This window comes from Bradyrhizobium sp. Ken51, from assembly GCF_055807435.1.
Genome location: NZ_JBVVPB010000006.1, coordinates 179,032 through 199,388, shown reverse-complemented (window position 1 = coordinate 199,388; position 20,357 = coordinate 179,032). Strand labels below are relative to the sequence as shown.

The following is a 20,357-nucleotide window of genomic DNA, read 5'->3' as shown; positions in this document are numbered from 1 at the left end:
CCCGACCCGCATGACCACCCCAAAAACCCTGCTCGAATTGTCCGGCGCCGATCTCACTCCGCCCAGGCTCGCCGATTCCTGCCTCGTCCTGATCGACATCCAGAACGAATATTGCGCCGGCCCGCTCGCCTTACCGGATGCGGAGCCCGCGATCGCCGCCGCCGCGCGCCTGCTCGCGCGCGCGAGGGCAAGCGGCGCTGCAATCCTCCATATCGCGCACAAGGGACGTGCCGGCAGCCTGTTCGACCGTGAGGCCGCGCGCGGCGCGATCGTCAGGAACGTGGCGCCGCTCGCCGGCGAAGCCGTGATCGAAAAGGCGCTGCCGAACGCTTTTACCGGCACCGACCTGCAGGTCCGGCTGGCCGCAACCGGCCGCACCAACATCGTGCTGGCCGGTTTCATGACTCATATGTGCATCAGTTCGACGGCCCGCGCCGCGCTCGACCTCGGCCTGCGCACAACGATCGCAGCCGATGCCTGTGCCACGCGCGATCTTCCCGACGGCCGCGGTGGAGCGCTCTCCGCAAGGCTCATCCACGAGGTCGCTCTGGCCGAATTGTCGGACCGGTTTGCGATCATCGCGCAAACCGAGGCGCTGACCTGAAGGAGCGTGGGCGATGCTGCAACTCTATTTCTCTCCGATGGCCTGCTCGCTTGCGAGCCGCATCGCGCTGATGGAAGCGGGCATCGAGGCCCGCTATCATCCGGTCCGTCTCCAGACCAAGCAGGTCGTCGACGACGGCAGCGATTTCCTCGGCGTTTCGCCGAAGGGCGCCGTGCCGGTCCTGGTGCTGGAGAATGGCGAACGGCTGACCGAAAGCGCCGCGGTGCTGCAATACATCGCCGATCTGAAGCCGCAGGCGGGCCTTGCACCCGCGTTCGGAGATCCCGACCGCTACCGTCTCCAGGAATGGCTGAGCTTCATGGGGGCCGAGATCCACAAGGCATTCCTGTTTCCAACCTTCTGGTACAAGGACGACGCCTCGCTCGCCAAGCCGCGTGCAAGGATAGCGCAGACATTATCGATGCCTGCGACGCATCTGGCGGACCGCGAATTCCTCGTCGGCAACAGCTTCACCGTCGCGGATGCCCACCTCACCTGGGCTTTGCTGCTGCTCCGGCCGGCGGGCGTCGACATCGCGCAATGGCCATCGTTGTCGGCGTACCTCGCGCGCATGCAGGCGCGACCGGCCGTCCGGGACGCGATTGCGACCGAAATGGCTGTGCGCAAGACGATGGCGGCGAGCCCGGCGTGACAGGATGTCACGGCCCCGAAATCCGGGCGTTTTCTCTGGCAGGGCATTGATGTCGGCGCGGCATGCGCTAATCTGGAAGGATATTTTTCGACATTTCCTTGGAAGGCATTCATGCGTGCTCTTTCCAGATTTTGCCCGGCCGGACTTTGCCTCACCCTCCTGGCCTGCTGGCTTTTCCTTGCACCTGCATCGGCGGAAACCCGCGTCGCGCTGGTGATCGGCAATGGCGCCTATGCCAGTACGGCGAAGCTTCCCAATCCGTCGCACGATGCCGAAGACGTCGCCGCCTCGCTCAAGCGCAGCGGCTTCGAGGTGCTCCAGGGCATCGACCTGCGCCAGGCCGACATGCAGGACCTCACCATCCGCTTCGCGCGCGCCGCGAGCAAGGCCGACGTCGCGATGTTCTACTACAGCGGCCATGCGATGCAGTACAACGGCGTGAACTATCTGATGCCTGTCGATGCCGTGCTGAGCGACGAAGCCGACCTGAAGCGCTTCGTGCGGGTGGACGACATCGTGAACGATCTGCAGCAGGCCAAGAACCTGCGCATCCTCATTCTGGATTCCTGCCGCGACAATCCACTGGCCGACATGCTGAAGCGCTCTGCGACTCGCGCCGCCTCGATCGGGCGGGGCTTGTCGAAAGTCGAAGCACCGCGCGGCACGATCGTGTCGTTCTCAACCCAGTCCGGGCAGACCGCGGCCGATGGCAGCGGTCGCAACAGCCCCTATACGACGGCGTTCCTGAAGCACATCGAAGAGCCGCAAGAGATCGGCGAGGTCTTTCGCGACATCAGCAGCGACGTCTACGATTCCAGCGGAAAGACCCAACTCCCGGAGCTGTCGCTGTCGATCATCGGCAAGTTCTACCTGAACGGACCGGTGTCGGTCACGGTGGCGCCAGCGGCGCCGCAAGCCGCACCCCGGGCTGACCCTTGCGCGGCAGCAGAAGCGCACTGGAAGGCCGCGGACGGCATCGGCACGCTTGGCGCCTACGAGGACCATCTCACGAGATTTCCGAATTGCATCTTCGCCACGCTTGCCAAGGCGCGGATTGAGGGCCTGAAGCAAAAAGTGGCGCTCGCGCCGGCAACCGGCAATCCCCGTAGCACCAAGGACTTCGACGGCAATTGGGACGTGACGTTGAACTGCCCGCCGACCGGCAAGGCGCAGGGCTTCACCCGAGCCCTGTCTGCCACGGTCGCGAACGGCGTGTTTCACGCTGACGCTCAGAGCCAGGGCGCCGTCAACCGCCTGGAGATCGATGGTCAGGTCCCCGCGGACGGCAAGACGACTTTGAGCGCGCGCGGTACGACGGGGGCGAGCACCTACACCCTCAACAACCTCGCGCCCGGCTCGCCCTACGCCTTTACGGTCGATGCGCAGTTCGATCGCACCCGCGGCACCGGCAAGCGCAACGAGGCACGCGCCTGCGGCCTCGTCTTTGTCAAACGCTGATCGCGCATCGTCCGGCGTTCACACGCCGCTCTGGCTGATGAATTTGGTATTGAAATAGCCCTCCATTGCCTCGGTGCCGCCTTCCGAGCCGTAGCCGGAATCCTTGATGCCGCCGAACGGCACTTCGGGTAGCGCGAGACCAAAATTGTTGATCGACATCATGCCGGCTTCGACCGCCGAACCGATCGCGGCCGCCGTCTTCGCCGAGCTGGTGAAGGCATAGGACGCCAGCCCGAACGGCAGCCGGTTGGCCTCCTCGACCACCTCGTCGAACGACGAGAAGCGCGAGATCAGCGCGAGCGGGCCGAACGGCTCCTCGTTCATGGCACGCGCATCCTTTGGCACGTCGCTCACCACGGTCGGCTCGAAGAAATGGCCCTTGTTGCCGACGCGTTTGCCGCCGGTCTCGAGTTTTGCGCCTTTGCCGACGGCATCCTGCACCATGCCCTCGATGGCGGTGACGCGGCGCGGATTGGCGAGCGAGCCCATTTTGGATTCGGGATCGAGGCCGTTGCCGACCTTGAATGTCTTGGCGCTGTCGACAAAGGTGTCGACGAATTCACGGAACACGTCATCCTGCACCAGCATCCGCGTCGGCGAGATGCAAACCTGCCCGGCATTGCGATATTTTGCTGCCGCCAGAATCTTCGCCGCCGATGCGACGTCGGCGTCCTTGAAAACGATCGCGGGCGCATGACCGCCGAGCTCCATGGTGGCGCGCTTCATGTGCAGGCCAGCGAGCGCATTGAGCTGCTTGCCGACATGGGTCGAGCCCGTGAACGAGATCTTGCGGATCACCGCATGCGGAATGAGATATTCGGAGATCTCCGAGGGCACACCGTAGACCAGGTTGATGACGCCGTCCGGCACGCCAGCGTCCGCAAATGCGCGGATCAGCTGTGCGGGCGAGGCCGGCGTCTCCTCCGGGGCCTTGACGATGATCGAGCAGCCGGCGCCGAGAGCGGCGGAGAGCTTGCGCACGACCTGATTGATCGGAAAATTCCAGGGCGTGAACGCCGCGACGGGGCCGACCGGCTCCTTGATCGCGAGCTGGTAGATGTCCGGCCCCCGCGCGGGGATCAGCCGGCCATAAGCGCGCTTGGCTTCTTCCGCAAACCACTCGATCACATCGGCGGCGGCCATCGCCTCCATTTTGGCCTCGCCAACAGTCTTACCCTGCTCCATCGTGAGCAGCGGCGCGATCTCGTCATTGCGCTCGCGCATGATCGCGGCGGCCTTGCGCATGATGCGGCAGCGCTCGAAGGGGGCAACGTTTCGCCAGATCTTGAAGCCGGCACCAGCTGCGGCCAGCGCCTCGTCGAGGTCGGACCGCCCGGCATGGGCGACGGTCCCGATCACCTCTTCGGTCGCGGGATTGCGCACCTCGATCACCTTGCCCGAATGGGCCGGTCGCCATTTGCCGCCAATGAAAAGCTGGGTGTTCGAATAGGCCAACGGATTCTCCTTTTAGGTCGAGCTGTGAACGGCGCCGTGACAAATCGCATCCGCCGCCTTGGTCATTTCCGGCCCGAGATAAGAGCGACAGCGCGGATCTGCGACGAGAGCGCCGAAATTCGCCATGGGTGTCACCCCACCGCCGGCCACGAACAGGAATCGCCCGGCGATCTCGGCGAGGATGTCGAGGTGCCAGGCCGCCGTCGGATGCATGCAGAGAATGACCAGCCGACCCTCGTCGCGCAGCTTGCGGAAGAAATCGAGCATGAAGCCGATATAGCCATCCTGCAGGTTGAACTGCGGTTCATCGAACAGATGAACCAGCGGCGTCCGGGTCGGCGACGGCGCCAGCAAGGCGGACGGAATGCGCTTGCGAAAGCGCCGGACCTGATACGACTGGTGATAGTGGATCGCGAGCCGGTCGCGCTCGCGATATTTGACGCCATGGATATCGGTGCCCGCAACCAGCACGCGCCCCGAGGTCGGTGCGTTCGAGCCCGTCATCATTTCGAATAAGGTCGTCTTGCCGGCCCCATTCGGGCCGACGACACCGACGATTTCAGGCTCGTCCAGCGACAGGCTTGCCTGTAGCGAGAATGTCGGTCGGCGGATCACGCGGCCCCGCGTATAAACCTTCCGAACGTCGTCGAGAACGAGCAGCGGTGCGGCCACTTATTGTACTCCCAGCAAGCGCTGACGAAGCCCGCGATCATCGCGCAAGGCCGCGGCCTCCCCGGTCCAGACGATCCGGCCGCGATCGATCACCGCGGCATGATCTGCGACCGATAGCGCGATCTCGGCGTTCTGCTCCACAACCAGCGAGGCAATGCCCTCGTCCTTCATGCGCAAGATCGTCGCGAGCACGTCGCCGACGATTTTCGGCGCCAGTCCCTGGCTCGGCTCGTCGAACAACACCAGTCCCGGCGAGCCGACCAGCGCGCGGGCGATCGCCACCATCTGCATTTCGCCACCCGACAGATTTTCGCAGTCGCGCTCCATGAGATATTCGAGCGGCGAGAAGATCGCAGCGGCCTCCTTGATGCTCCAGTGGCGAAAGCGCGTACGCTTTTGCGCGATCGACAGGTTGCGCGCGACCGTCAATGTCGGGCACAGCCGGCGGTCGTCGGGTACCCAGCCGATGCCGGCGCGCGCAATCTCGTGGGTGGGATTGCGCGTGACGTCGTGACCGTCGAAGCAAACGGAGCCGCGGCGCGGGCGCGTCAGGCCGAGAATCGAGCGGAGCATGGTCGTCTTGCCGGCGCCGTTGGGGCCGAGCAGCGCAAACACCTTGGCGCGCTCGATGGCGAGCGATGCGCCGAACAGCGCCTGGGTCTCGCCGTAGAAGGTATCGACCGCGTCCACTTCGAGGATCATGCGAATTTCCCGAGATTGGAGCGCCGAACCCATTCGTTCTGCTGCAGTTCGTGTGGCGTCCCGCGCGCCACCACCTGGCCCCAATGGATGACCGAGATACGGTCAGCCAACGAGAACAGGAACTCCATATCGTGCTCAATGGCGACGATAGTCAGCCGCCCCTTCAGACGAGCGATCAGGGTAGCGAGCCGCTGCACCCCATCGGAGCCGAGGCCGGAGGTCGGCTCGTCCAGGCACAGCACGCGGGGCGCCTGCGCCAAGGCGACCGCGATCTCCAGCGCCCGCCGATCGCCATAGGACAGGTCCTTGGCGCGGATGTCGCCCTTGTCGGCAAGCCCGACGGCCGCCAGCGCTTCGGAGGACTTCGCGGCAAACCGGCTGTCGCCCGCCGCCGCGCGTGCGACATCGTGGCCGCGGGCGCGAAACTCGGGCAAGCCCATCATGACGTTGTCACGCGCGGAAAACTCGTCGAACAGTGTCATGATCTGAAACGAGCGGGCGATGCCCTTGGTGGCGATGCGGTGCGGGCTGAGGCCCGTGACATCCTCGCCGGCGAGCAGGACTCGACCGCGGTTTGGTTTCACCCGGCCGGTAAGGACATTGAAGAATGTGGTCTTGCCGGCGCCGTTCGGACCCATCACACCGTGAAACTCGCCGTCCGCGACCGCGAGGTCGACGCTTTCCAGCACGACGCGATCGCCGAAGCGGACATGAACGGCTGAGGCCTCGATCATGTTCATCGCCCGCTCCCGAACAGCAGCCGCATCGCCGAGGTACCGCGCTGCCGTAAGGCGCCGATTGAATGCTGCTGCACGGCAGCCGATATCGCGCCGGCGATGCCTTCGGGGCGGAACAGCACGATCGCGATGAACAGCAGACCAAAATAGAGCATCCAGGCATTGGTCAGCGCGCCGATCACGTCACGGGCCGTGAGGAAGAGAAACACCCCGATCACTGGGCCCCAGAAGCTGACAAGCCCGCCCCCGACGAGAGTCATCATCACCACGTAGCCGGATTGATGCAGGCTCATAACGTCGGGGAATGCGGCGAGCTGCGCCATGGCGAACAATCCGCCGGCAAGGCCCGAGACGGCAGCCGACAGCGCAAAGACCGCGACCTTGTAGAGCCATACGTTATACCCGAGATGGCTTGCGCGAACTTCGCTCTGCCTGATCGCAGCGACCACGCGGCCATAGGGCGAATTCACCAGCCGCCACAATGCGGCGGTGCCGATCGCAAAGACGGCGAGCACGAAATAGTAGAACGCGACATTGTCAGTGAGATCGAAAGACACGAGCCCGAAATCGGCCGGCAACCGCTTGATCTTGAGTAGGCCGTCTTCGCCGCCGGTGATCCGGTGCGATTTGATCGCCAGCGTCCAGAAGATCTGACCGAACGCAATCGTCATGAAGGCATAATAGATGCCGCGTCTGTGCGAGATGAACAACGCCACCAGCACGCCGGCGAGGCCCGCGACCGCGGCCGCGGCAATCAGACATATCCAGAGATTGGCAACGAATTCGAACTGGCAGAGACCGAACGCATAGGCGCCGATGCCGAAATAGGCACCATGACCGAACGACGGAAGTCCGGCGGTGCCCAGCACCAGGTTGAACGCGAGCGCATAGAGCGACCAGATCAGGATCTCGATCCCGAGATAGGGATAGAGCCCGATCCGCGTGATCCAGAGCGGCACCGTTGCAAGCACGAACCAGAGCACCAGCATCGTTGGCGTCACGAGGCGCGCGGCGTCCGGTGAAGATTTTGATCCCACAATCATTCCCTTTAGGCCTCGAGCACGCTCTTCTTGCCCCAGAGGCCGCGCGCGCGGAACGTCACGACGGCAACGAGCAAGATGTACATCGACAACAGCGACCATTCGGACGCGTAGGCGCCGGCAAGGCCGACGCACAATCCGACCAAAAGACCCGCGACGACCGCGCCCCAAAAGCTGCCGACGCCGCCGAGCACGATCACCAGGAACGCAGGAATGACGGCATCGACGCCCATATGCGGGCGAATGCCCCAGATTGGCGCGACGATGATGCCCGCGATCGCGGCCAGCATCGTGCCGAACACAAACACCAGCAGCCGCAATCGTGACAGGTTGATGCCGAGTGCACGGACGATCTCGCTGTCATGAGCGCCGGCCTTGACCGTCGCGCCGAACGAGGTCTTTTCGATCAATAGCCAGACCAGGCCGATGATCCCGGCCGCGATGCCCGCCGCGTAGAAGCGATAGGTCGACCAGATCAGGTCGCCGAAGAGGAAGCCGCCATTGATGGCGGACGGCACCTGCAGCACGTAGTCGCGCGTGCCCCAGACCAGGCGGATCATCTCCTCGATCACCATCGCGGCGCCGAAGGTCAGGAGCAGCCCGTACAGCGGATCCTTGCCATAAGTGCGCCGCATGCAGAGCTCGATCAGCATGCCGACCAGACTCACGATCACAGGCGCGATGATCAAGGTGGCGGTATAGCGCCAGCCGAGCGGCAACGCGAGCCACGCTTTCGCAAGCTCCATCGGCAATGGCGGGCGCGGCCCCGTGAGCTGCATGGCGACATAAGCCCCGAGCGCGAACAGAGAGCCGTGCGCGAGGTTGATCTGCTCCATCAGCCCGACGATGAGCATGAAGCCGAGTGCGATCAGCGCGAACAACAAGCCGAGCGTCAGGCCGTTGAGGAGATGCGGAAGAAGGTCGAACAAGGTTTTTGGCTCTCGCAACTGGCGTGTGTCACCCGGAACGCCGATGGTCCGGGCGCGCGGCGCGCGAGATGCGCGCCGCTCGGTACGCGATGTGACGCACCGTCTCTAGGAGTCGACGGTCGGCACCTGCTCGTAGGGCGTGAGCTTGCACTTGCCGGGGGCCGCATCGTCGGCGGCGGATTTCGGCTCCGTCCAGCTGATGATCTCGAACAGATCGGTGTTGTCGGCCGGCTTGGCGTTGCGCCGGGCCAGATAGATCGTCTGCTGCATCTGGTGCGTCATCGGATCCATGTAGGCGTCGAAATGTTGCATGCGATCGGTCGCCGAGACCTTCAGGTTCTCGAGCTCCTTGATGATCTTGACGTTGTTGGTCGACCCTGCCCGCTCGATCGCACGGAGCAGTTCGCGCGTGGACATGTAGCCGTTGTAGGAGACGTTGCCCGGCACCGGGATCGGGCCGTCCTTGTTGGCAGCCTGCCACTTCTTGACGAATTCGGCGACGCCGGGCAGCGGCAGCTTGTGATACCAGGTGGTGCCGAACACGCCGAACAGGCTGTCGGGCGCGCCCCACACATCGGGCCAGTCCTGCTGGTTGTTGATCCAGGCCGGCTTGCCGTCGAGCTTGAGCTGCGCCACCTGCTCGCGCAATGCCTTGATATCGTCGCCGCCGACCGCGGTCGCCACCACATCGGGTTTTGCTTGTTGGATCTTAAGGAGATAGGCGGTGAAATCGCGGGTGTTCTGCGGCACCAGCAGATTGTCGATGATCTTGCCGCCGGCGCTCTCGACCTGAGTCCTGGTCGCGGCGGACGTCGTGTGACCCCAGACATAATCGTTGGTGAGCAGCATCCAGTTCTTGCCGATGGAGTCCACCGCGTTCTTGACGGACGCCTTGGAAAAATTGGTGCCGTTGCCGTCCCAGACGAATTTCACGCGTGAGCAGTTCTCCCCGGCTTCGCTCGGCGCGGAGGAATTGGTGTTCATGTAGATCACACCGTATTTGCTGGCGACCTGCGTGATGGCGTTGGCGACGCCCGAATGCAGCGCGCCGATCAGGATGGTGCAGTCCTCGCGGGTGATGAAGCGTTCGGCGACGCGGCTGCCGGTGGCTGGCGTCGTCTCGGTGTCCGCGGTGATGAAAGTGACCTGGCGCCCGAGTACGCCACCTTTGGCGTTGATCTCGTCGATTGCCATCTTGATGCCGCGGAAATCATCCTGGCCGCTGTTGCCGTATTGACCGCTGGCATCGCAAGTCAGGCCGAGCTTGATCGGTTTCGCGCCTTGCGCCCACGCATGATTCTGCTGCCACGGCCCAAAGAAGCTACAGGTCCCGCCGATGACACTCGCCATCAAGCTGCCCTTCAGAACGCTTCGCCGTGAGATCTGACGCCCTCTCATCGTGTCCTCCCGTTTTCGAAGTCTTTTGCTTTTTTGTGAGATTAGAATATTCATTCCATCTGTTATGTAAAGTAGAATATTTGATCCAACCTGTGAAATGCCGTTAAAGAGGCGACCCATCCGGAGATCCGACTCGATGAACAAGACGGCTGGCGCCATGAGTTATGACGAGCTACGCGGCGCGATTGCGCAGCGGCACCGGGCACTGTCCGGCCGGCTGCAGCAGATCGCGGAGTTCGTGCTCGATCACCCGACCGATGTCGCACTCGGCACCGTGGCGGAGGTGGCGCAGCGCTCAGGGGTGCCGCCGTCGGCGATCGTTCGCTTCGCCCATGCGCTCGGGTTCGGCGGCTTCACCGAGATGCAGCAGGTGTTCCGCTCCCGTCTCGTTGCCGGCGTCGCGCCAAGCTACAAGTCGCGCCTCGCCCGCATGAAGAGCCAGGAGAAGTCAGTGCTCGGCCGCCAGCCGGCCGCGGTATTGTCGCGCTTCGTCTCGGAAGCCCAATCGGCGCTGGTCACGCTCAGCCAATCCGTTCATGCGCGCGAACTCGACGCCGCGACCGCGATCCTCGCCAAGGCACGTGACATCTATCTGCTCGGCCTCGGCGGCTCGTTTCCGGTTGCGATCCACCTCGCCTACGTGCTGCGCAAGCTCGGACGGCGCGTCGTCCTGCTCGACGGTCTTGGCGGCAGCATTCACGAGCAGTCGCACGCGGCGACATCAGACGACGCGCTGGTCGCGATCAGCTTCCGAAACTACTATCCGGATACGGCGCGGCTGTTTCCTGAACTCGTCGCGCGTGGCGTACCTACGATCTCCATCACCGACAGCCTGTTGAGCCCGATCGTCGAGGGCGCGAGCGTCGTGTTCGAGATCCAGGACATGCCTGAGCCCGCGCTACGCACACTTGTCGCACCGATGTGCCTCGTGCAGGCGTTGGCGATCGGCCTCGATCTCGCAGCAGACTGATAGTCTCAACAGGAACAAGATCATGACATCGCATGACACCACCAAGATTCTGGCAGGCAAAGTTGCGCTGGTGACCGGCGCGGGGCGCGGGCTCGGCCGCGCGTTTGCAGAGAAGCTTGCCGCACTCGGCGCTGACGTCGCCATCCACGGCATGCGCGAGAACGGGCCGGCCGAGTATGGCGAGGGCACCACCCTCACCGCGGTCGCGGCTGAGATCGGCCGGGAATTCAGCGTTCGCAGCCAGCGCGTGCTCGGCGATCTCACCAAGGGCGAGGACATCGCGCGCGTCATCGCGGAGAGCGAGGCGGCACTCGGGCCGATCGACATTCTCGTGCATAATGCCGGCGGCGATATCGCGGCCGGCGGCGGCAAGCCCGATCCGAACGATGCAGTGAACATCAAGGAGGCCGATGTGCGCGCGGTGCTGGAGCGCAACCTGCTCAGCACCATCCTGACATGCCAGGCGGTCGCGCGCGGCATGATGGAGCGCCGACGCGGCCGCATCGTCACGCTTGGCTCGGTCGCGGCTTTCAAGGGGCGTACCCAGGGCTCGATCTATGCGGTGTCGAAGGCCGGCGTGACCCATTACACGCGATGCCTGGCCGACCAGCTCCGTCCCTACGACATCGCCGTCAACTGCATCGCGCCCGGAGATACCCGCACCGGCCGCTTCCTCGGCACGCGCGCGGTGGACCCCGACCGAATGGTCGAGACCGACACGCTCGACCGCATCGCAACCGTCGACGAGGTCGCGCGCGTTGTCGAGTTCTTCGCCGGTCCCATGGGCGCCTTCGTCTCGGGCCAGGTACTGAGGATCGACGGCGGCGGACAGTGCTGGCCGGGCTGAAACGCACCCCGCAAAGCGGAACAGAAAAGGGCCGCTGCAAGCGGCCCTTTTGCGTGATCTCGAATTGACTGAGCCTAGTCCACCCGCGCCAGCACCGCGAGCTTGCGGATGCCTTTGTTACGGTAGGCGTCGAGGAACGCGTAATAATCCTTAAATGACACGCAGCCGTTTGAATCGCCATTCGGCCCGAGCATGAAGGTGTGCGCGAGCAGGCCGTCGCGGCCGTAGATCGCGCTCTCGCCGCCAATCGGGGTCAGGCGCAGCGCGGGCACACCGTGAAACAGCGCCTCGCGCGGCTTCAGCGTGTAGATGTGCGGCGGCGTCACGCCGCGCATGCGGACGCGCGAGGAGCGGGGGTCGTCGAGGTTGGAGCCGAGGCCGGAATGCGCCTCGAGCTTGGTGCCGTCGGGCAAGTAAACCGTCTTGGCCGAGATGTCGTAGACCGCCGTGTCGCGCTCATAGGGTGCCGAACCGCCGAGCATGGGGTTCTGCTCCCTCGGCGCGATGGACGCGGTCACACTGGCGTCGGCCGAGGCATAGGCGAGCAGCCCGCCGGACGGCTCGCGCTTGCCCCAGAGTTTGTCCACCATCGACTGCCGCGGTCCGGTGATCGACATCACCGCAGCCTTGGCGCGATCGGCAATCGATTTTGGCTTCGCCTCAGGCGCCGGCACGATCTCGGCCGGATCTGCCGAGGCAAGCTGCACCGGCGCGTCAGCGCCGCGCTTGGACTTCGCAGCGTCAGCGATCTTGGCGGGACCTGGCTTCAGAACCTCCGCGACCCTTGCGATCACGCTCGGCTTCGGCGCGTCCTTGGCTTCGGCGACCCTGGTTGCGGGTGCGGCGCTCGCCGCATTCGATGTCACGCCTTGGGTCGCAGCCGCGGCAAAGCGATCGTTGAACATCTCGCGGGAGATCGGCGCTACCACCTGCAAGCGGTCGGGCAAGAGCGCAAAGGCTTCCTTGACGGCCTCACCGGCCTCGCGCAGCGCGACCCTGGGCGCGCGCTTGATCACGGGCTCGTCGTAGCCGCGGCTGCCGACGGACGGATAGACACTGACGGCAAAGATGTTGCTGTAGATGGTCCAGCCGGCGCCAAGTACGACGCAGCCGATCACGGCGGCGCCAAGCACGTTTTGGATGGTCATTTTCCGGAAAGGCTTCCGATAAGAAGTGCTCGAGAATCCTTTGGACCTTCGTGCCGCGATGCCTTGCGCAGCGATACTCGTACTCATTCGCCTTGCGTCCAGAACGGTGTCACTCAGTCCCCCTTCGAAGCGCCGCTGGTCACGATCCGGGAACAGCATCTCGCAGAGGGTCGGAGCGTCATTAAGGCCACTTTTAGTTAAATGCGGATTAAGTTTGGGCAGATGTGGGGCAACCCGTTCGGGTTGTCCTATTTTGAGAAAAAAGCCCGCAGAACTACGGACTTAAGGGCGTCTGTTAACTATGATTCTCGGCGGGATTGGCGTTGCCGGCGACCGTCTCCGGCCGCATCTCTAAGGCCATCCAACCAAGTCGTTTTCGTGGTCTTCGATACCCCGAAGATAGCGGGGAAACGTTGCGCGAGGCTGGTGCGCACAGCACCTCTTCTCCGCAGCCGCAGCGCGGTTGTCAGCAGCCACATCACACCGCGCAGGGGAAGCCGGTGCCCTGACTGAAAGTTGATTGCACCGCACTGGAAAAGGCCGCAGCGAGAAAATAGCTACGTCAACCGGCACTTTTCAGCAGCCTCTGCGTGTGATACGGTACCGTATCAACATCGCCTTGAACTGTGCCTGGCACGCAAACGGAGGCTGGCATGAGAGGGATCGCACACGCGGGGTTTTTCGTCCTGCTGTGGTCGTCTTTGGCGATGGGGTACGCGGCCGCGCAGCCTGCCAATGCGGGCTGCACAGCATCGCCATCCGCTGCCGGTACGCAGACCTGGCGCTGCGACAACGGCATCACGATCGTTGCCGAAAGCGGTGCCAGATTTGAACTTAAGGACGCAAACCGCGACGGACATATAGACTCCGTGGAGTTGAGCAGCAAAGCGCTGTTGGTCGAGGTGCGCAAAAAGCCCGGCGGCAATCCCTTCAAGGTGCTGACGCCGCAAGCGATCGCCGCGGTGCGCGGCACGAAATGGGCGGTCGACGTCGCAGAGGCCAAGACCTCGGTCTTCGTCGCCGACGGCCGTGTCGGCGTGAGCCGCAGGAACCGTGGGCGCGGCGTCGTTTTAGGCCCCGGCCAAGGGGTCGATGTGGAAGCGACAGGCCCGTTGACCGTCAAGACATGGGGCCAGCCGCGCGTCGACGCGCTGATGGCAAGGCTCGGTCAATAAGACTAGGCCAATAAGACTAGGTCAATAAGACTAGGTCAATAAGACCAGGCCAATGAGTTCGGGTCACCTGGGCTCGGCGAACAGCATTTGGACGATAGAAAAAATTGCAACACGACCACATGAGTAGCCGACGCGTTCAGATCCTGGTGGCACTCGTCCTGACCGGGCTGTGGGGCGCGAGCATCTATGCCGGCCACGCCAACGGTCATCTGCGCTTTCTCGATCGCCTCGAGGCGACGCTGACGGATTGGCGGACACAGGTCCGCGGCGTGCAGGTTCCGCCCGATCTCGTCACCATTGTCGCGATCGACGACACCGTCGTGAAGCGCGGCGGCAGCTATCCGCTGCCGCGCGCCGATCTCGCCCGCGTCGTCGACACCATCGTGCAGTTCAAGCCGAAGGTCGTCGCTATCGACCTGCTCCTGGTCGACCGCAGCGCTGCGATCGGCGACGCCACACTGGCAAATACGCTGGCTACGGGTCCCATGGTGCTTGCCGCCGCGGCGATCTTCCCGTCCGCCAGCGAGAGCGTGGAGACTAGCGGCCAAGGCCCCCTCGCCGCCCTGCCGCAGGCCGAGCGCTTCCTGCTGCCCTTGCCGGCGTTCGCCGATCATGCCGAGGTCGGCGTCGTCAACGTTGCGACCGGACAATCGGGTTCGCCGCTCTCGGTGCCGATGCTGTTCCGGACCAGCGACAAGGTCGAGCTGTCATTCCCGTTGCGGGTCGCGGCGCGGGCGCTCGACAAGTCGTTGACGATCGCGCCGGACCATCTGATGCTCGGCGACCGCGCGGTGCCCACCGATAGCGACTTCGCGCTGCCGATTACCTATTACGGGCCGCGCCGGACCATCCGCACCGTCAGCGCGCAGAGCGTCTTCGACGGCACGCTCAAACGCTCCGCGATCGAGAACCGCATCGTCGTGATCGGCGCCTCGGTCGCCGGCGGCGGTGATTTCTACCCGACGCCATTCGATTCCCTGATGCCCGGCGTCGAAGTGGTCTCCACCGCGATCACCCACCTCGTCGCCGGCGACAGCATCGTGCGCGACCGCAAGGTCCACATCGCCGACGCGCTGATCGCGATCCTGTTGCCGATGCTGCTGGTCGGCCTGCTCGCCTGGCGGCGCAGCGCGCTCGGCATCGTCGCGGCGGCCGCGGTGATGATCGCCTGGGCCGGCTTCAATCTGTTCGCGTTCACCCACGGCGTCTGGCTGAACGCCGCAACCACGCTCGCCGCAGCGGTACCGCCGGTTGCGGTCTTTGCCGGCGTGCAATTGTGGGCGGGAGGCCGCCGCACGCAATATTTCGCGGCCAAGAGCCGGTCGCTCGCGCAATTCCAGGCGCCGGCCGTGCAGGAGTGGCTGGCGCGCGATCCGAATTTCCTGTCGAAACCCGTCCGGCAGGACGCAGCCGTGGTCTTCATCGATCTCTCTGGCTTCACGGCGCTCAGCGAGCGGATCGATCCGGGCGAACTCCAGGACATTCTGAAAGCGTTTCACGCGCTGATCGAGAAGACCGCGGTCGATTGCGGCGGCATGATCAGCGGCTTTCTCGGCGACGGCGCCATGATCCTGTTCGGTCTGCCCGGCGCAACGCCCGACGACGCCGCACGCGCGCTGAAATGCGCGATCGACCTGCACCGCGGCGTCGAACGCTGGATCGCGTCGTTGCCGCCTGCGATCAGGGATCAGCTCGGCTTCAAGATCGGCGCGCATTTCGGCCCGATCGTCGCCTCGCGCCTCGGCGAAAGCCACCAGCACATCACGGCGACGGGCGACACCGTCAACGTCGCGAGTCGGTTGATGGAGGTTGCCGTCCAGAACGGCGCGCAGCTCGCGCTCAGCGATACGCTGCTGGATGCGGCCGACTTCCAGGGCGCTCCCGACGGCGTTCTGTCGGGCCCTCTGCTCACGCAGGTCCGCGGCCGCTCTGGCGTCGTGACCGTCTGGTTCTGGCGCGACCAAGACAGGCCGAACCAGACCACGACCAAGGCCGAGATGATCGACTGAACCTTCGCCGTCGTCCCGACGAAGAGCTACCGCGCTTCCGGCGGTGGCGAGCGGTCCAGCACGTCGCCCTTGGCGCCTTCGAGCAGATCGATGCCGTAGGTCTCGATCACGAGCGGGCCGCGCTTGCGCTGCAATTGCGCGACCTGCGTCACCTTCGCAAAGAGGTCGTGGACGGCGGGATGGCCGCCAGAGCGCAGCTCGTCGACATAGATCAGCTTGCCCGCAAGCAGTTTTGGATCGGGCTCGGGCATGTTGGCCCAGCGGATGCGCTGGTTCTGCTGCACCACGCAGCTGCCGGGCGGCAGATAGAAGGCGAGCCAGCCGGTCGTGCCGTAGTCCGGCGCAAGCACGCAGGTGGCACCATTGCGGGCGCGCACCGCTTCAATTTCGGCAGCGAGTTCGCGCCAGCCGACGCCGACGCTTCGCACCGTCGCATCGCGGCGATAGCCGGACAGCCAGCCGGTATTGGCCTGCACGATCAGCGCGGCAAACATCACGACCCCGGTGGGTGCGGCCCAGCGCAGGCAAAAAGCCACCAGGCGACGCTGGCGCGGCTTCCACTGCACGAGATTGGCGGCGGCGGCCGCGGCGACGACGAAAGGCGGATAGACCGGCGCGAACCAGTTTGCCTCGACGCGGGCATGCAGCGAATGCCAGACGAAATAGACGACGATGGTCCAGAACATCGTCTCGATCAGCACGCGCGAGGCCAGCGCGCCGGCCCGGCGCCAGGTCAGCGCGTGCAGCCCCATCGCGCCGAGGATAAACACCAGCGGGGTTGCGAACGCGATCTGGGTCGGGATCAGCTCGGCAATGAAGACCGGACGAAAATCCTCGATCCTGGCGCGCCCGAGCTGCTTTGCGAACGAGACCCATTGATGATCGGCATTCCAGAGAATCACCGGCGAGAACAGCGCGAGCGCAACGAGGCCGCCGAGATACGGCCACGGCGAGAGAAACCAGTGCCGCAGTTTCGGCACGGTCACGAGCCAGATCAGGATCGCCAGCCCGAAGAACATCGCGGTGTATTTCGACAGTAGCGCTGCGCCGACGGCTGCGCCGACCGCGAGCCACCAGACGCCGCGGCCGCTCTCCAGCACCTTGGCGAGAAAGAACAGCACGAAGCTGGAGGCAACCAGAAGCGGTGCATCGGGCGTGACGATCAGCGTGCCGACCGAGGCCAGCAGCGTCACGTTGAGCAGGATGGCGCTGGTCGCCGCCACCCGCGTGCCGCCGATCAGGATCACGGCGGAGCGATAGACCGCGTAGCTCATCGGGAGCGCGAGCAGGATCGAGACCAGGCGCACGCCGAGTTCGGTATTACCCGCGATCATGGTGCCGACGCGGATGACGTAGGCAACCATCGGCGGGTGGTCGTAATATCCCCCGGCGAGGTTCTGCGACCACATCCAGTAATAGGCTTCGTCGAAGGTGATCGGCGTGAAGGCGGCTGCGACGAGCCGCAAGCCGACCAGCGCAAGGATCACCAGCACCGTATTGCGGACGATCCGCGCGTCAGCCCCGCCCATCGAGAGTTACTTCTTGCGCCAGACGAACAGTCCGGACATCGCGTAGTTCCACACCACGCCCATCAGCGCCCCGGCCGCACCCGCAAGCCACCAGATCGGCTCCTGGTCGTAGACCGAGAAGGCGACCCCGACATTGGCGAGCAGGCCGACGCTGCACACGATGTAGAACGCGATCAGGCCGCGCAACAGCGCAAAGCCCTTCAGCCGCTGGTCGCGATAGGTGAGGAAGTTGTTGAGGACGAAATTGCTGGTCATCGCGACGATGGCGCCGGAGGCCTGCGCTTCCGCGAACGGCTCCTTGAACAGCTCGAGCGATATGAACAGGGTGGTGAGATGCACCACGAGGCCGATCCCGCCGACCATCGCGAACAGCAGGAAGCGTAACGAGACAGCATCATTGGTGAACTTCGCCAGCACCAGGCCGAGAAAATCCAGCGCGACCATGGAATCGAGCTTGCTTTCGCCGTGCTGGCGCTCGCCGAAGGTGTAGGGAATTTCGATGGCGCGCAAGCTGCCGTTCGCGCTCGCGACGAGGTCGAGCAGGATCTTGAAGCCATGCACGGAAAGTTTCGGCGCGAGCTGCTCGAAACGGTCGCGGCGAACCATGAAGAAGCCGCTCATGGGATCGGCGATCTCGACCCGCAGCATCTTCCTAGCGACCTCGGTCGCCAATGCACTGGCGCCGGCGCGCTGCTTGTTGAAGCCTTCGCTCTTGTAGCCCTCGATGTAGCGGCTGCCGACCACGAGCTCGGCCTGCCCGCTCGCGAGCAGCGACAGCATCTTCGGCAGCTGCGTCTCGTCGTGCTGAAGGTCGGCGTCGATCACGGCCGCATAGGGCGCGCTGGAGGCCAGGATGCCCTCGATGCAGGCCCCCGACAGGCCGCGGCGGCCAATGCGGCGGACACAGCGCACGCGGCTGTCGCGCTGGGCCAGCGCGCGCACGACGTCCCAGGTGCCGTCAGGCGAATTATCGTCGACGAACACGACCTCCCAGGCGATGCCGGCCAGCACTGCCTCCAGCCGCCGGTACAGCACCGTGACATTGTCGCGTTCGTTGAAGGTCGGGACGACGACCGACAATTCCGGCGCCGGTGAGGCCGCCTGTGGGATGTCGGAGCCCGGTCTGATCGCTTCATTCATGACGGCAGCGTATATCCGCCGCGTCCTGTGCTGCCAAGAACTTGCGCTAGCAAGCCGGGGGTTCTCTGGGGGAGCGGCCCAAAAGGGGCCCAAAAATGCCAACGACCCCGGAACGGCGGGCCGCGCGTACATCCGGCGCAGCCTGTGCTATTCCAAGGTCGTTCCAGCGCCGGAGTTTTTCGCTCAACGTCGCCGTTAGAAGCTAAATGGGAACGGCAACGCCGCTTTACAAGGGGCGAAAGAGGCCTTTTTCACACCCTTACTGGTTCGGGACTTCCTTGATCACCGGCCCTCGCGGCACGGGCGCGGCAGGGGCCGCCGGCGCCGCAGCCCCGGCCGGCTCGGCCTTCGCAGGTTTGGGCGGCTTGCCGTACTGGCCGATCGGCCCAAAGACGACGGCGACCGCAAGCACGATCGCCGCGACGATCACGCCCAAAATGCCCCCCACCGACTCAGACGACATGGAAACCCATCCCTGTTCCAGATGCGCCCAGTGATACCATGGATGAGCGCGCTGCCGGAAGGGCTTGCCGGACGCACCGGTTCAATGGGCTATTTCTGCGGCGGCTTGTGCTTGACGAAGGCCGTCACGATGTCCTTCTGGGCCGCCTCCACCGCCCTGTTCGCGGTCGCGAGATGGGCGCCGGCTTCGATAGCCGGATATTGCGTGGTGAGATAATCGAGCAGTGCCACCCGGTAATATTGCCGCTCCGACGGACAGGCTCCGGCGACGGAGCGGCCAAAGTCCTGTTCCGACAGGCCCTGATTGCCGTCGCGCGAATATTCCCGCGCCAGGCAATGCCAATAATCGTCGCGGCCCTGCATGGCGAGCTTCTGCGCACCCTTGGCATCGTCATCGTCGGCCATGACTGAAGATATCATGGCAGCAGATGTCATCATGACGAGCGCCGCTCCCACCATCAGCATCCGCATCTTGTTCTCCATTTTTTCGCAGATCCCGTCGCGAGCTTAGACGGGACGTCGCAACTGGCCAATCACAACTGGTTTGATTAGGATGGAGGCCCTCCTCCCGTCATCCGAGATCCTCCCGTGGCCAAAGCAAAAACCGCGTCCAAAAAATCCGGCAACATCTTCATCGGCATCGGCGGCTGGACCTTCGAGCCTTGGCGCGGCGTGTTCTATCCGGAGAAGCTCACGCAAGCCAAGGAGCTGTCCTACGCCGCCTCGAAGCTGACCTCGATCGAGATCAACGGCACCTATTACGGCTCGCAGAAACCGGAGAGCTTTCGCAAATGGGCGAGCGAGGTGCCTGATGGTTTCGTGTTCTCGGTCAAGGGGCCGCGCTTCGCCACCAACCGGCGCGTGCTGGCCGAGGCCGGGGATTCCATCAAGCGTTTCTATGATTCCGGCGTGCTGGAACTCGGCGATCATCTTGGGCCGGTGCTGTGGCAGTTCGCGCCGACCAAAAAATTCGACGGCGCCGATTTCGGCAAATTCCTCGAGCTGTTGCCGCGCAAGCTCGAGGGACGCGCGCTGCGCCATGTCGTCGAGGTCCGTCACGACAGTTTCTGCACGCCGGACTTCGTCACGCTGATCCGCGAATTCGAGACGCCCGTCGTGTTCGCCGAGCACGGCAAATATCCAGCGATCGCCGACGTCGCCGGCGATTTCGTCTATGCCCGGCTTCAAAAGGGCAACGACGAGATCAAGACGTGCTATCCACCGAAACAGCTCGATGCCTGGGCCAAGCGCTTTCAGGACTGGGCCGAGGGAAGTGAACCCGACGACCTGCCGAAGGTCGACAAGGCCAAGCCAAAGAAGGAGCCGCGCAACGTGTTCGCCTATGTCATCCACGAGGGCAAGGTGCGCGCGCCGGCCGGCGCGATGGAACTGATCGCACGAGTGAGTTGAGGTGTTTCGCTAAAGGTGTC

The 20,357-nt window shown here is 64.3% G+C and carries 20 protein-coding genes; 8 read left to right on the top strand and 12 right to left on the bottom strand.

Annotated elements, in window-relative coordinates; translation table 11 throughout:
- Positions 1–10 precede the first annotated feature (10 nt).
- From AC0L27_RS13660 to AC0L27_RS13650, 3 genes are all read left to right on the top strand, one after another.
- Complete coding sequence (locus AC0L27_RS13660; protein WP_354208562.1) at positions 11–604, top strand: cysteine hydrolase family protein; 594 nt, start codon at positions 11–13, stop codon at positions 602–604.
- A 13-nt stretch (positions 605–617) separates the two neighbouring features.
- A complete protein-coding gene (locus tag AC0L27_RS13655; protein WP_354208561.1) occupies positions 618–1,256 on the top strand; it encodes a glutathione binding-like protein in 639 nt (212 codons plus the stop codon).
- A gap of 111 nt (positions 1,257–1,367) precedes the next feature.
- Entirely contained in the window at positions 1,368–2,714 is a 1,347-nt protein-coding gene (locus AC0L27_RS13650; RefSeq protein ID WP_354208560.1) for a caspase family protein, read from the top strand.
- 18 nt (positions 2,715–2,732) lie between these two features.
- On the opposite strand, the gene AC0L27_RS13645 is transcribed toward AC0L27_RS13650, so the two are convergent.
- From AC0L27_RS13645 to AC0L27_RS13615, 7 genes are all read right to left on the bottom strand, one after another.
- Positions 2,733–4,169, bottom strand: a complete 1,437-nt coding sequence (locus AC0L27_RS13645; RefSeq protein ID WP_473319431.1) for an NAD-dependent succinate-semialdehyde dehydrogenase — start codon at positions 4,167–4,169, stop codon at positions 2,733–2,735.
- 12 nt (positions 4,170–4,181) lie between these two features.
- A complete protein-coding gene (locus AC0L27_RS13640) occupies positions 4,182–4,841 on the bottom strand; it encodes an ATP-binding cassette domain-containing protein (protein ID WP_275170146.1) in 660 nt (219 codons plus the stop codon).
- Complete coding sequence (locus AC0L27_RS13635; RefSeq protein ID WP_275170145.1) at positions 4,842–5,543, bottom strand: ABC transporter ATP-binding protein; 702 nt, start codon at positions 5,541–5,543, stop codon at positions 4,842–4,844.
- The gene (locus AC0L27_RS13630) at positions 5,540–6,283 is read right to left on the bottom strand and encodes an ABC transporter ATP-binding protein (RefSeq protein WP_275170144.1); all 744 of its coding nucleotides are present in this window, start codon (positions 6,281–6,283) and stop codon (positions 5,540–5,542) included. Before AC0L27_RS13630 ends, AC0L27_RS13635 begins: the two co-directional genes overlap by 4 nt.
- Positions 6,280–7,323, bottom strand: a complete 1,044-nt coding sequence (locus AC0L27_RS13625) for a branched-chain amino acid ABC transporter permease (RefSeq protein WP_354208558.1) — start codon at positions 7,321–7,323, stop codon at positions 6,280–6,282. The genes AC0L27_RS13630 and AC0L27_RS13625 overlap by 4 nt, the downstream gene beginning before the upstream one ends.
- A gap of 5 nt (positions 7,324–7,328) precedes the next feature.
- Positions 7,329–8,249 (bottom strand): branched-chain amino acid ABC transporter permease, encoded by a 921-nt coding sequence (locus AC0L27_RS13620; protein ID WP_473319429.1) that lies wholly within the window; start codon positions 8,247–8,249, stop codon positions 7,329–7,331.
- 105 nt (positions 8,250–8,354) lie between these two features.
- Entirely contained in the window at positions 8,355–9,647 is a 1,293-nt protein-coding gene (locus tag AC0L27_RS13615; protein ID WP_354208557.1) for an ABC transporter substrate-binding protein, read from the bottom strand.
- A gap of 136 nt (positions 9,648–9,783) precedes the next feature.
- On the opposite strand from AC0L27_RS13615, the gene AC0L27_RS13610 reads away from it, so the two are divergent.
- Both AC0L27_RS13610 and AC0L27_RS13605 read left to right on the top strand, forming a co-directional pair.
- Entirely contained in the window at positions 9,784–10,617 is an 834-nt protein-coding gene (locus AC0L27_RS13610; RefSeq protein WP_275170140.1) for a MurR/RpiR family transcriptional regulator, read from the top strand.
- A gap of 22 nt (positions 10,618–10,639) precedes the next feature.
- Complete coding sequence (locus AC0L27_RS13605; protein WP_473319427.1) at positions 10,640–11,464, top strand: SDR family NAD(P)-dependent oxidoreductase; 825 nt, start codon at positions 10,640–10,642, stop codon at positions 11,462–11,464.
- A gap of 74 nt (positions 11,465–11,538) precedes the next feature.
- Here AC0L27_RS13605 and AC0L27_RS13600 read toward each other — a convergent pair whose 3' ends face one another.
- On the bottom strand, positions 11,539–12,612 hold the full coding sequence (locus tag AC0L27_RS13600) for a DUF2778 domain-containing protein (RefSeq protein ID WP_473319426.1): 1,074 nt from the start codon (positions 12,610–12,612) through the stop codon (positions 11,539–11,541).
- Positions 12,613–13,265: 653 nt separating this feature from the next.
- Here AC0L27_RS13600 and AC0L27_RS13595 point away from each other — a divergent pair.
- Both AC0L27_RS13595 and AC0L27_RS13590 read left to right on the top strand, forming a co-directional pair.
- Positions 13,266–13,787, top strand: a complete 522-nt coding sequence (locus AC0L27_RS13595; RefSeq protein ID WP_354208554.1) for a FecR domain-containing protein — start codon at positions 13,266–13,268, stop codon at positions 13,785–13,787.
- Between the two features lie 119 nt (positions 13,788–13,906).
- Positions 13,907–15,796 (top strand): CHASE2 domain-containing protein, encoded by a 1,890-nt coding sequence (locus AC0L27_RS13590; RefSeq protein WP_354208553.1) that lies wholly within the window; start codon positions 13,907–13,909, stop codon positions 15,794–15,796.
- Positions 15,797–15,822: 26 nt separating this feature from the next.
- On the opposite strand, the gene AC0L27_RS13585 is transcribed toward AC0L27_RS13590, so the two are convergent.
- The 4 genes from AC0L27_RS13585 to AC0L27_RS13570 all read right to left on the bottom strand — a co-directional run bounded on the left by AC0L27_RS13585 (position 15,823) and on the right by AC0L27_RS13570 (position 19,398).
- Positions 15,823–17,325 carry a glycosyltransferase family 39 protein gene (locus AC0L27_RS13585; RefSeq protein WP_354208552.1) on the bottom strand — a complete coding sequence of 501 codons (1,503 nt, stop codon included), beginning with the start codon at positions 17,323–17,325 and terminating at the stop codon, positions 15,823–15,825.
- A gap of 6 nt (positions 17,326–17,331) precedes the next feature.
- Positions 17,332–18,465 carry a glycosyltransferase family 2 protein gene (locus tag AC0L27_RS13580; protein ID WP_354208550.1) on the bottom strand — a complete coding sequence of 378 codons (1,134 nt, stop codon included), beginning with the start codon at positions 18,463–18,465 and terminating at the stop codon, positions 17,332–17,334.
- A gap of 259 nt (positions 18,466–18,724) precedes the next feature.
- Positions 18,725–18,928: a hypothetical protein gene (locus AC0L27_RS13575; protein ID WP_354058373.1), complete on the bottom strand. Its 204-nt coding sequence runs from the start codon at positions 18,926–18,928 to the stop codon at positions 18,725–18,727.
- Between the two features lie 89 nt (positions 18,929–19,017).
- Positions 19,018–19,398 (bottom strand): hypothetical protein, encoded by a 381-nt coding sequence (locus AC0L27_RS13570; RefSeq protein WP_354208548.1) that lies wholly within the window; start codon positions 19,396–19,398, stop codon positions 19,018–19,020.
- 117 nt (positions 19,399–19,515) lie between these two features.
- Here AC0L27_RS13570 and AC0L27_RS13565 point away from each other — a divergent pair, with 117 nt between their 5' ends.
- Positions 19,516–20,337, top strand: a complete 822-nt coding sequence (locus tag AC0L27_RS13565) for a DUF72 domain-containing protein (RefSeq protein ID WP_354208547.1) — start codon at positions 19,516–19,518, stop codon at positions 20,335–20,337.
- Positions 20,338–20,357: the final 20 nt, after the last annotated feature.

What these genes read in the sequence shown, in the direction of transcription:
- AC0L27_RS13660 (WP_354208562.1), top strand. Translation starts at nt 11, where the DNA reads ATGACCACCCCAAAAACCCTGCTCGAATTGTCCGGCGCCGATCTCACT.
- AC0L27_RS13655 (WP_354208561.1), top strand. Translation starts at nt 618, where the DNA reads ATGCTGCAACTCTATTTCTCTCCGATGGCCTGCTCGCTTGCGAGCCGC.
- AC0L27_RS13650 (WP_354208560.1), top strand. Translation starts at nt 1,368, where the DNA reads ATGCGTGCTCTTTCCAGATTTTGCCCGGCCGGACTTTGCCTCACCCTC.
- AC0L27_RS13635 (WP_275170145.1), bottom strand. Translation starts at nt 5,543, where the DNA reads ATGATCCTCGAAGTGGACGCGGTCGATACCTTCTACGGCGAGACCCAG.
- AC0L27_RS13630 (WP_275170144.1), bottom strand. Translation starts at nt 6,283, where the DNA reads ATGAACATGATCGAGGCCTCAGCCGTTCATGTCCGCTTCGGCGATCGC.
- AC0L27_RS13625 (WP_354208558.1), bottom strand. Translation starts at nt 7,323, where the DNA reads ATGATTGTGGGATCAAAATCTTCACCGGACGCCGCGCGCCTCGTGACG.
- AC0L27_RS13615 (WP_354208557.1), bottom strand. Translation starts at nt 9,647, where the DNA reads ATGAGAGGGCGTCAGATCTCACGGCGAAGCGTTCTGAAGGGCAGCTTG.
- AC0L27_RS13610 (WP_275170140.1), top strand. Translation starts at nt 9,784, where the DNA reads ATGAACAAGACGGCTGGCGCCATGAGTTATGACGAGCTACGCGGCGCG.
- AC0L27_RS13605 (WP_473319427.1), top strand. Translation starts at nt 10,640, where the DNA reads ATGACATCGCATGACACCACCAAGATTCTGGCAGGCAAAGTTGCGCTG.
- AC0L27_RS13600 (WP_473319426.1), bottom strand. Translation starts at nt 12,612, where the DNA reads ATGACCATCCAAAACGTGCTTGGCGCCGCCGTGATCGGCTGCGTCGTA.
- AC0L27_RS13595 (WP_354208554.1), top strand. Translation starts at nt 13,266, where the DNA reads ATGAGAGGGATCGCACACGCGGGGTTTTTCGTCCTGCTGTGGTCGTCT.
- AC0L27_RS13590 (WP_354208553.1), top strand. Translation starts at nt 13,907, where the DNA reads ATGAGTAGCCGACGCGTTCAGATCCTGGTGGCACTCGTCCTGACCGGG.
- AC0L27_RS13585 (WP_354208552.1), bottom strand. Translation starts at nt 17,325, where the DNA reads ATGGGCGGGGCTGACGCGCGGATCGTCCGCAATACGGTGCTGGTGATC.
- AC0L27_RS13580 (WP_354208550.1), bottom strand. Translation starts at nt 18,465, where the DNA reads ATGAATGAAGCGATCAGACCGGGCTCCGACATCCCACAGGCGGCCTCA.
- AC0L27_RS13575 (WP_354058373.1), bottom strand. Translation starts at nt 18,928, where the DNA reads ATGTCGTCTGAGTCGGTGGGGGGCATTTTGGGCGTGATCGTCGCGGCG.
- AC0L27_RS13570 (WP_354208548.1), bottom strand. Translation starts at nt 19,398, where the DNA reads ATGCGGATGCTGATGGTGGGAGCGGCGCTCGTCATGATGACATCTGCT.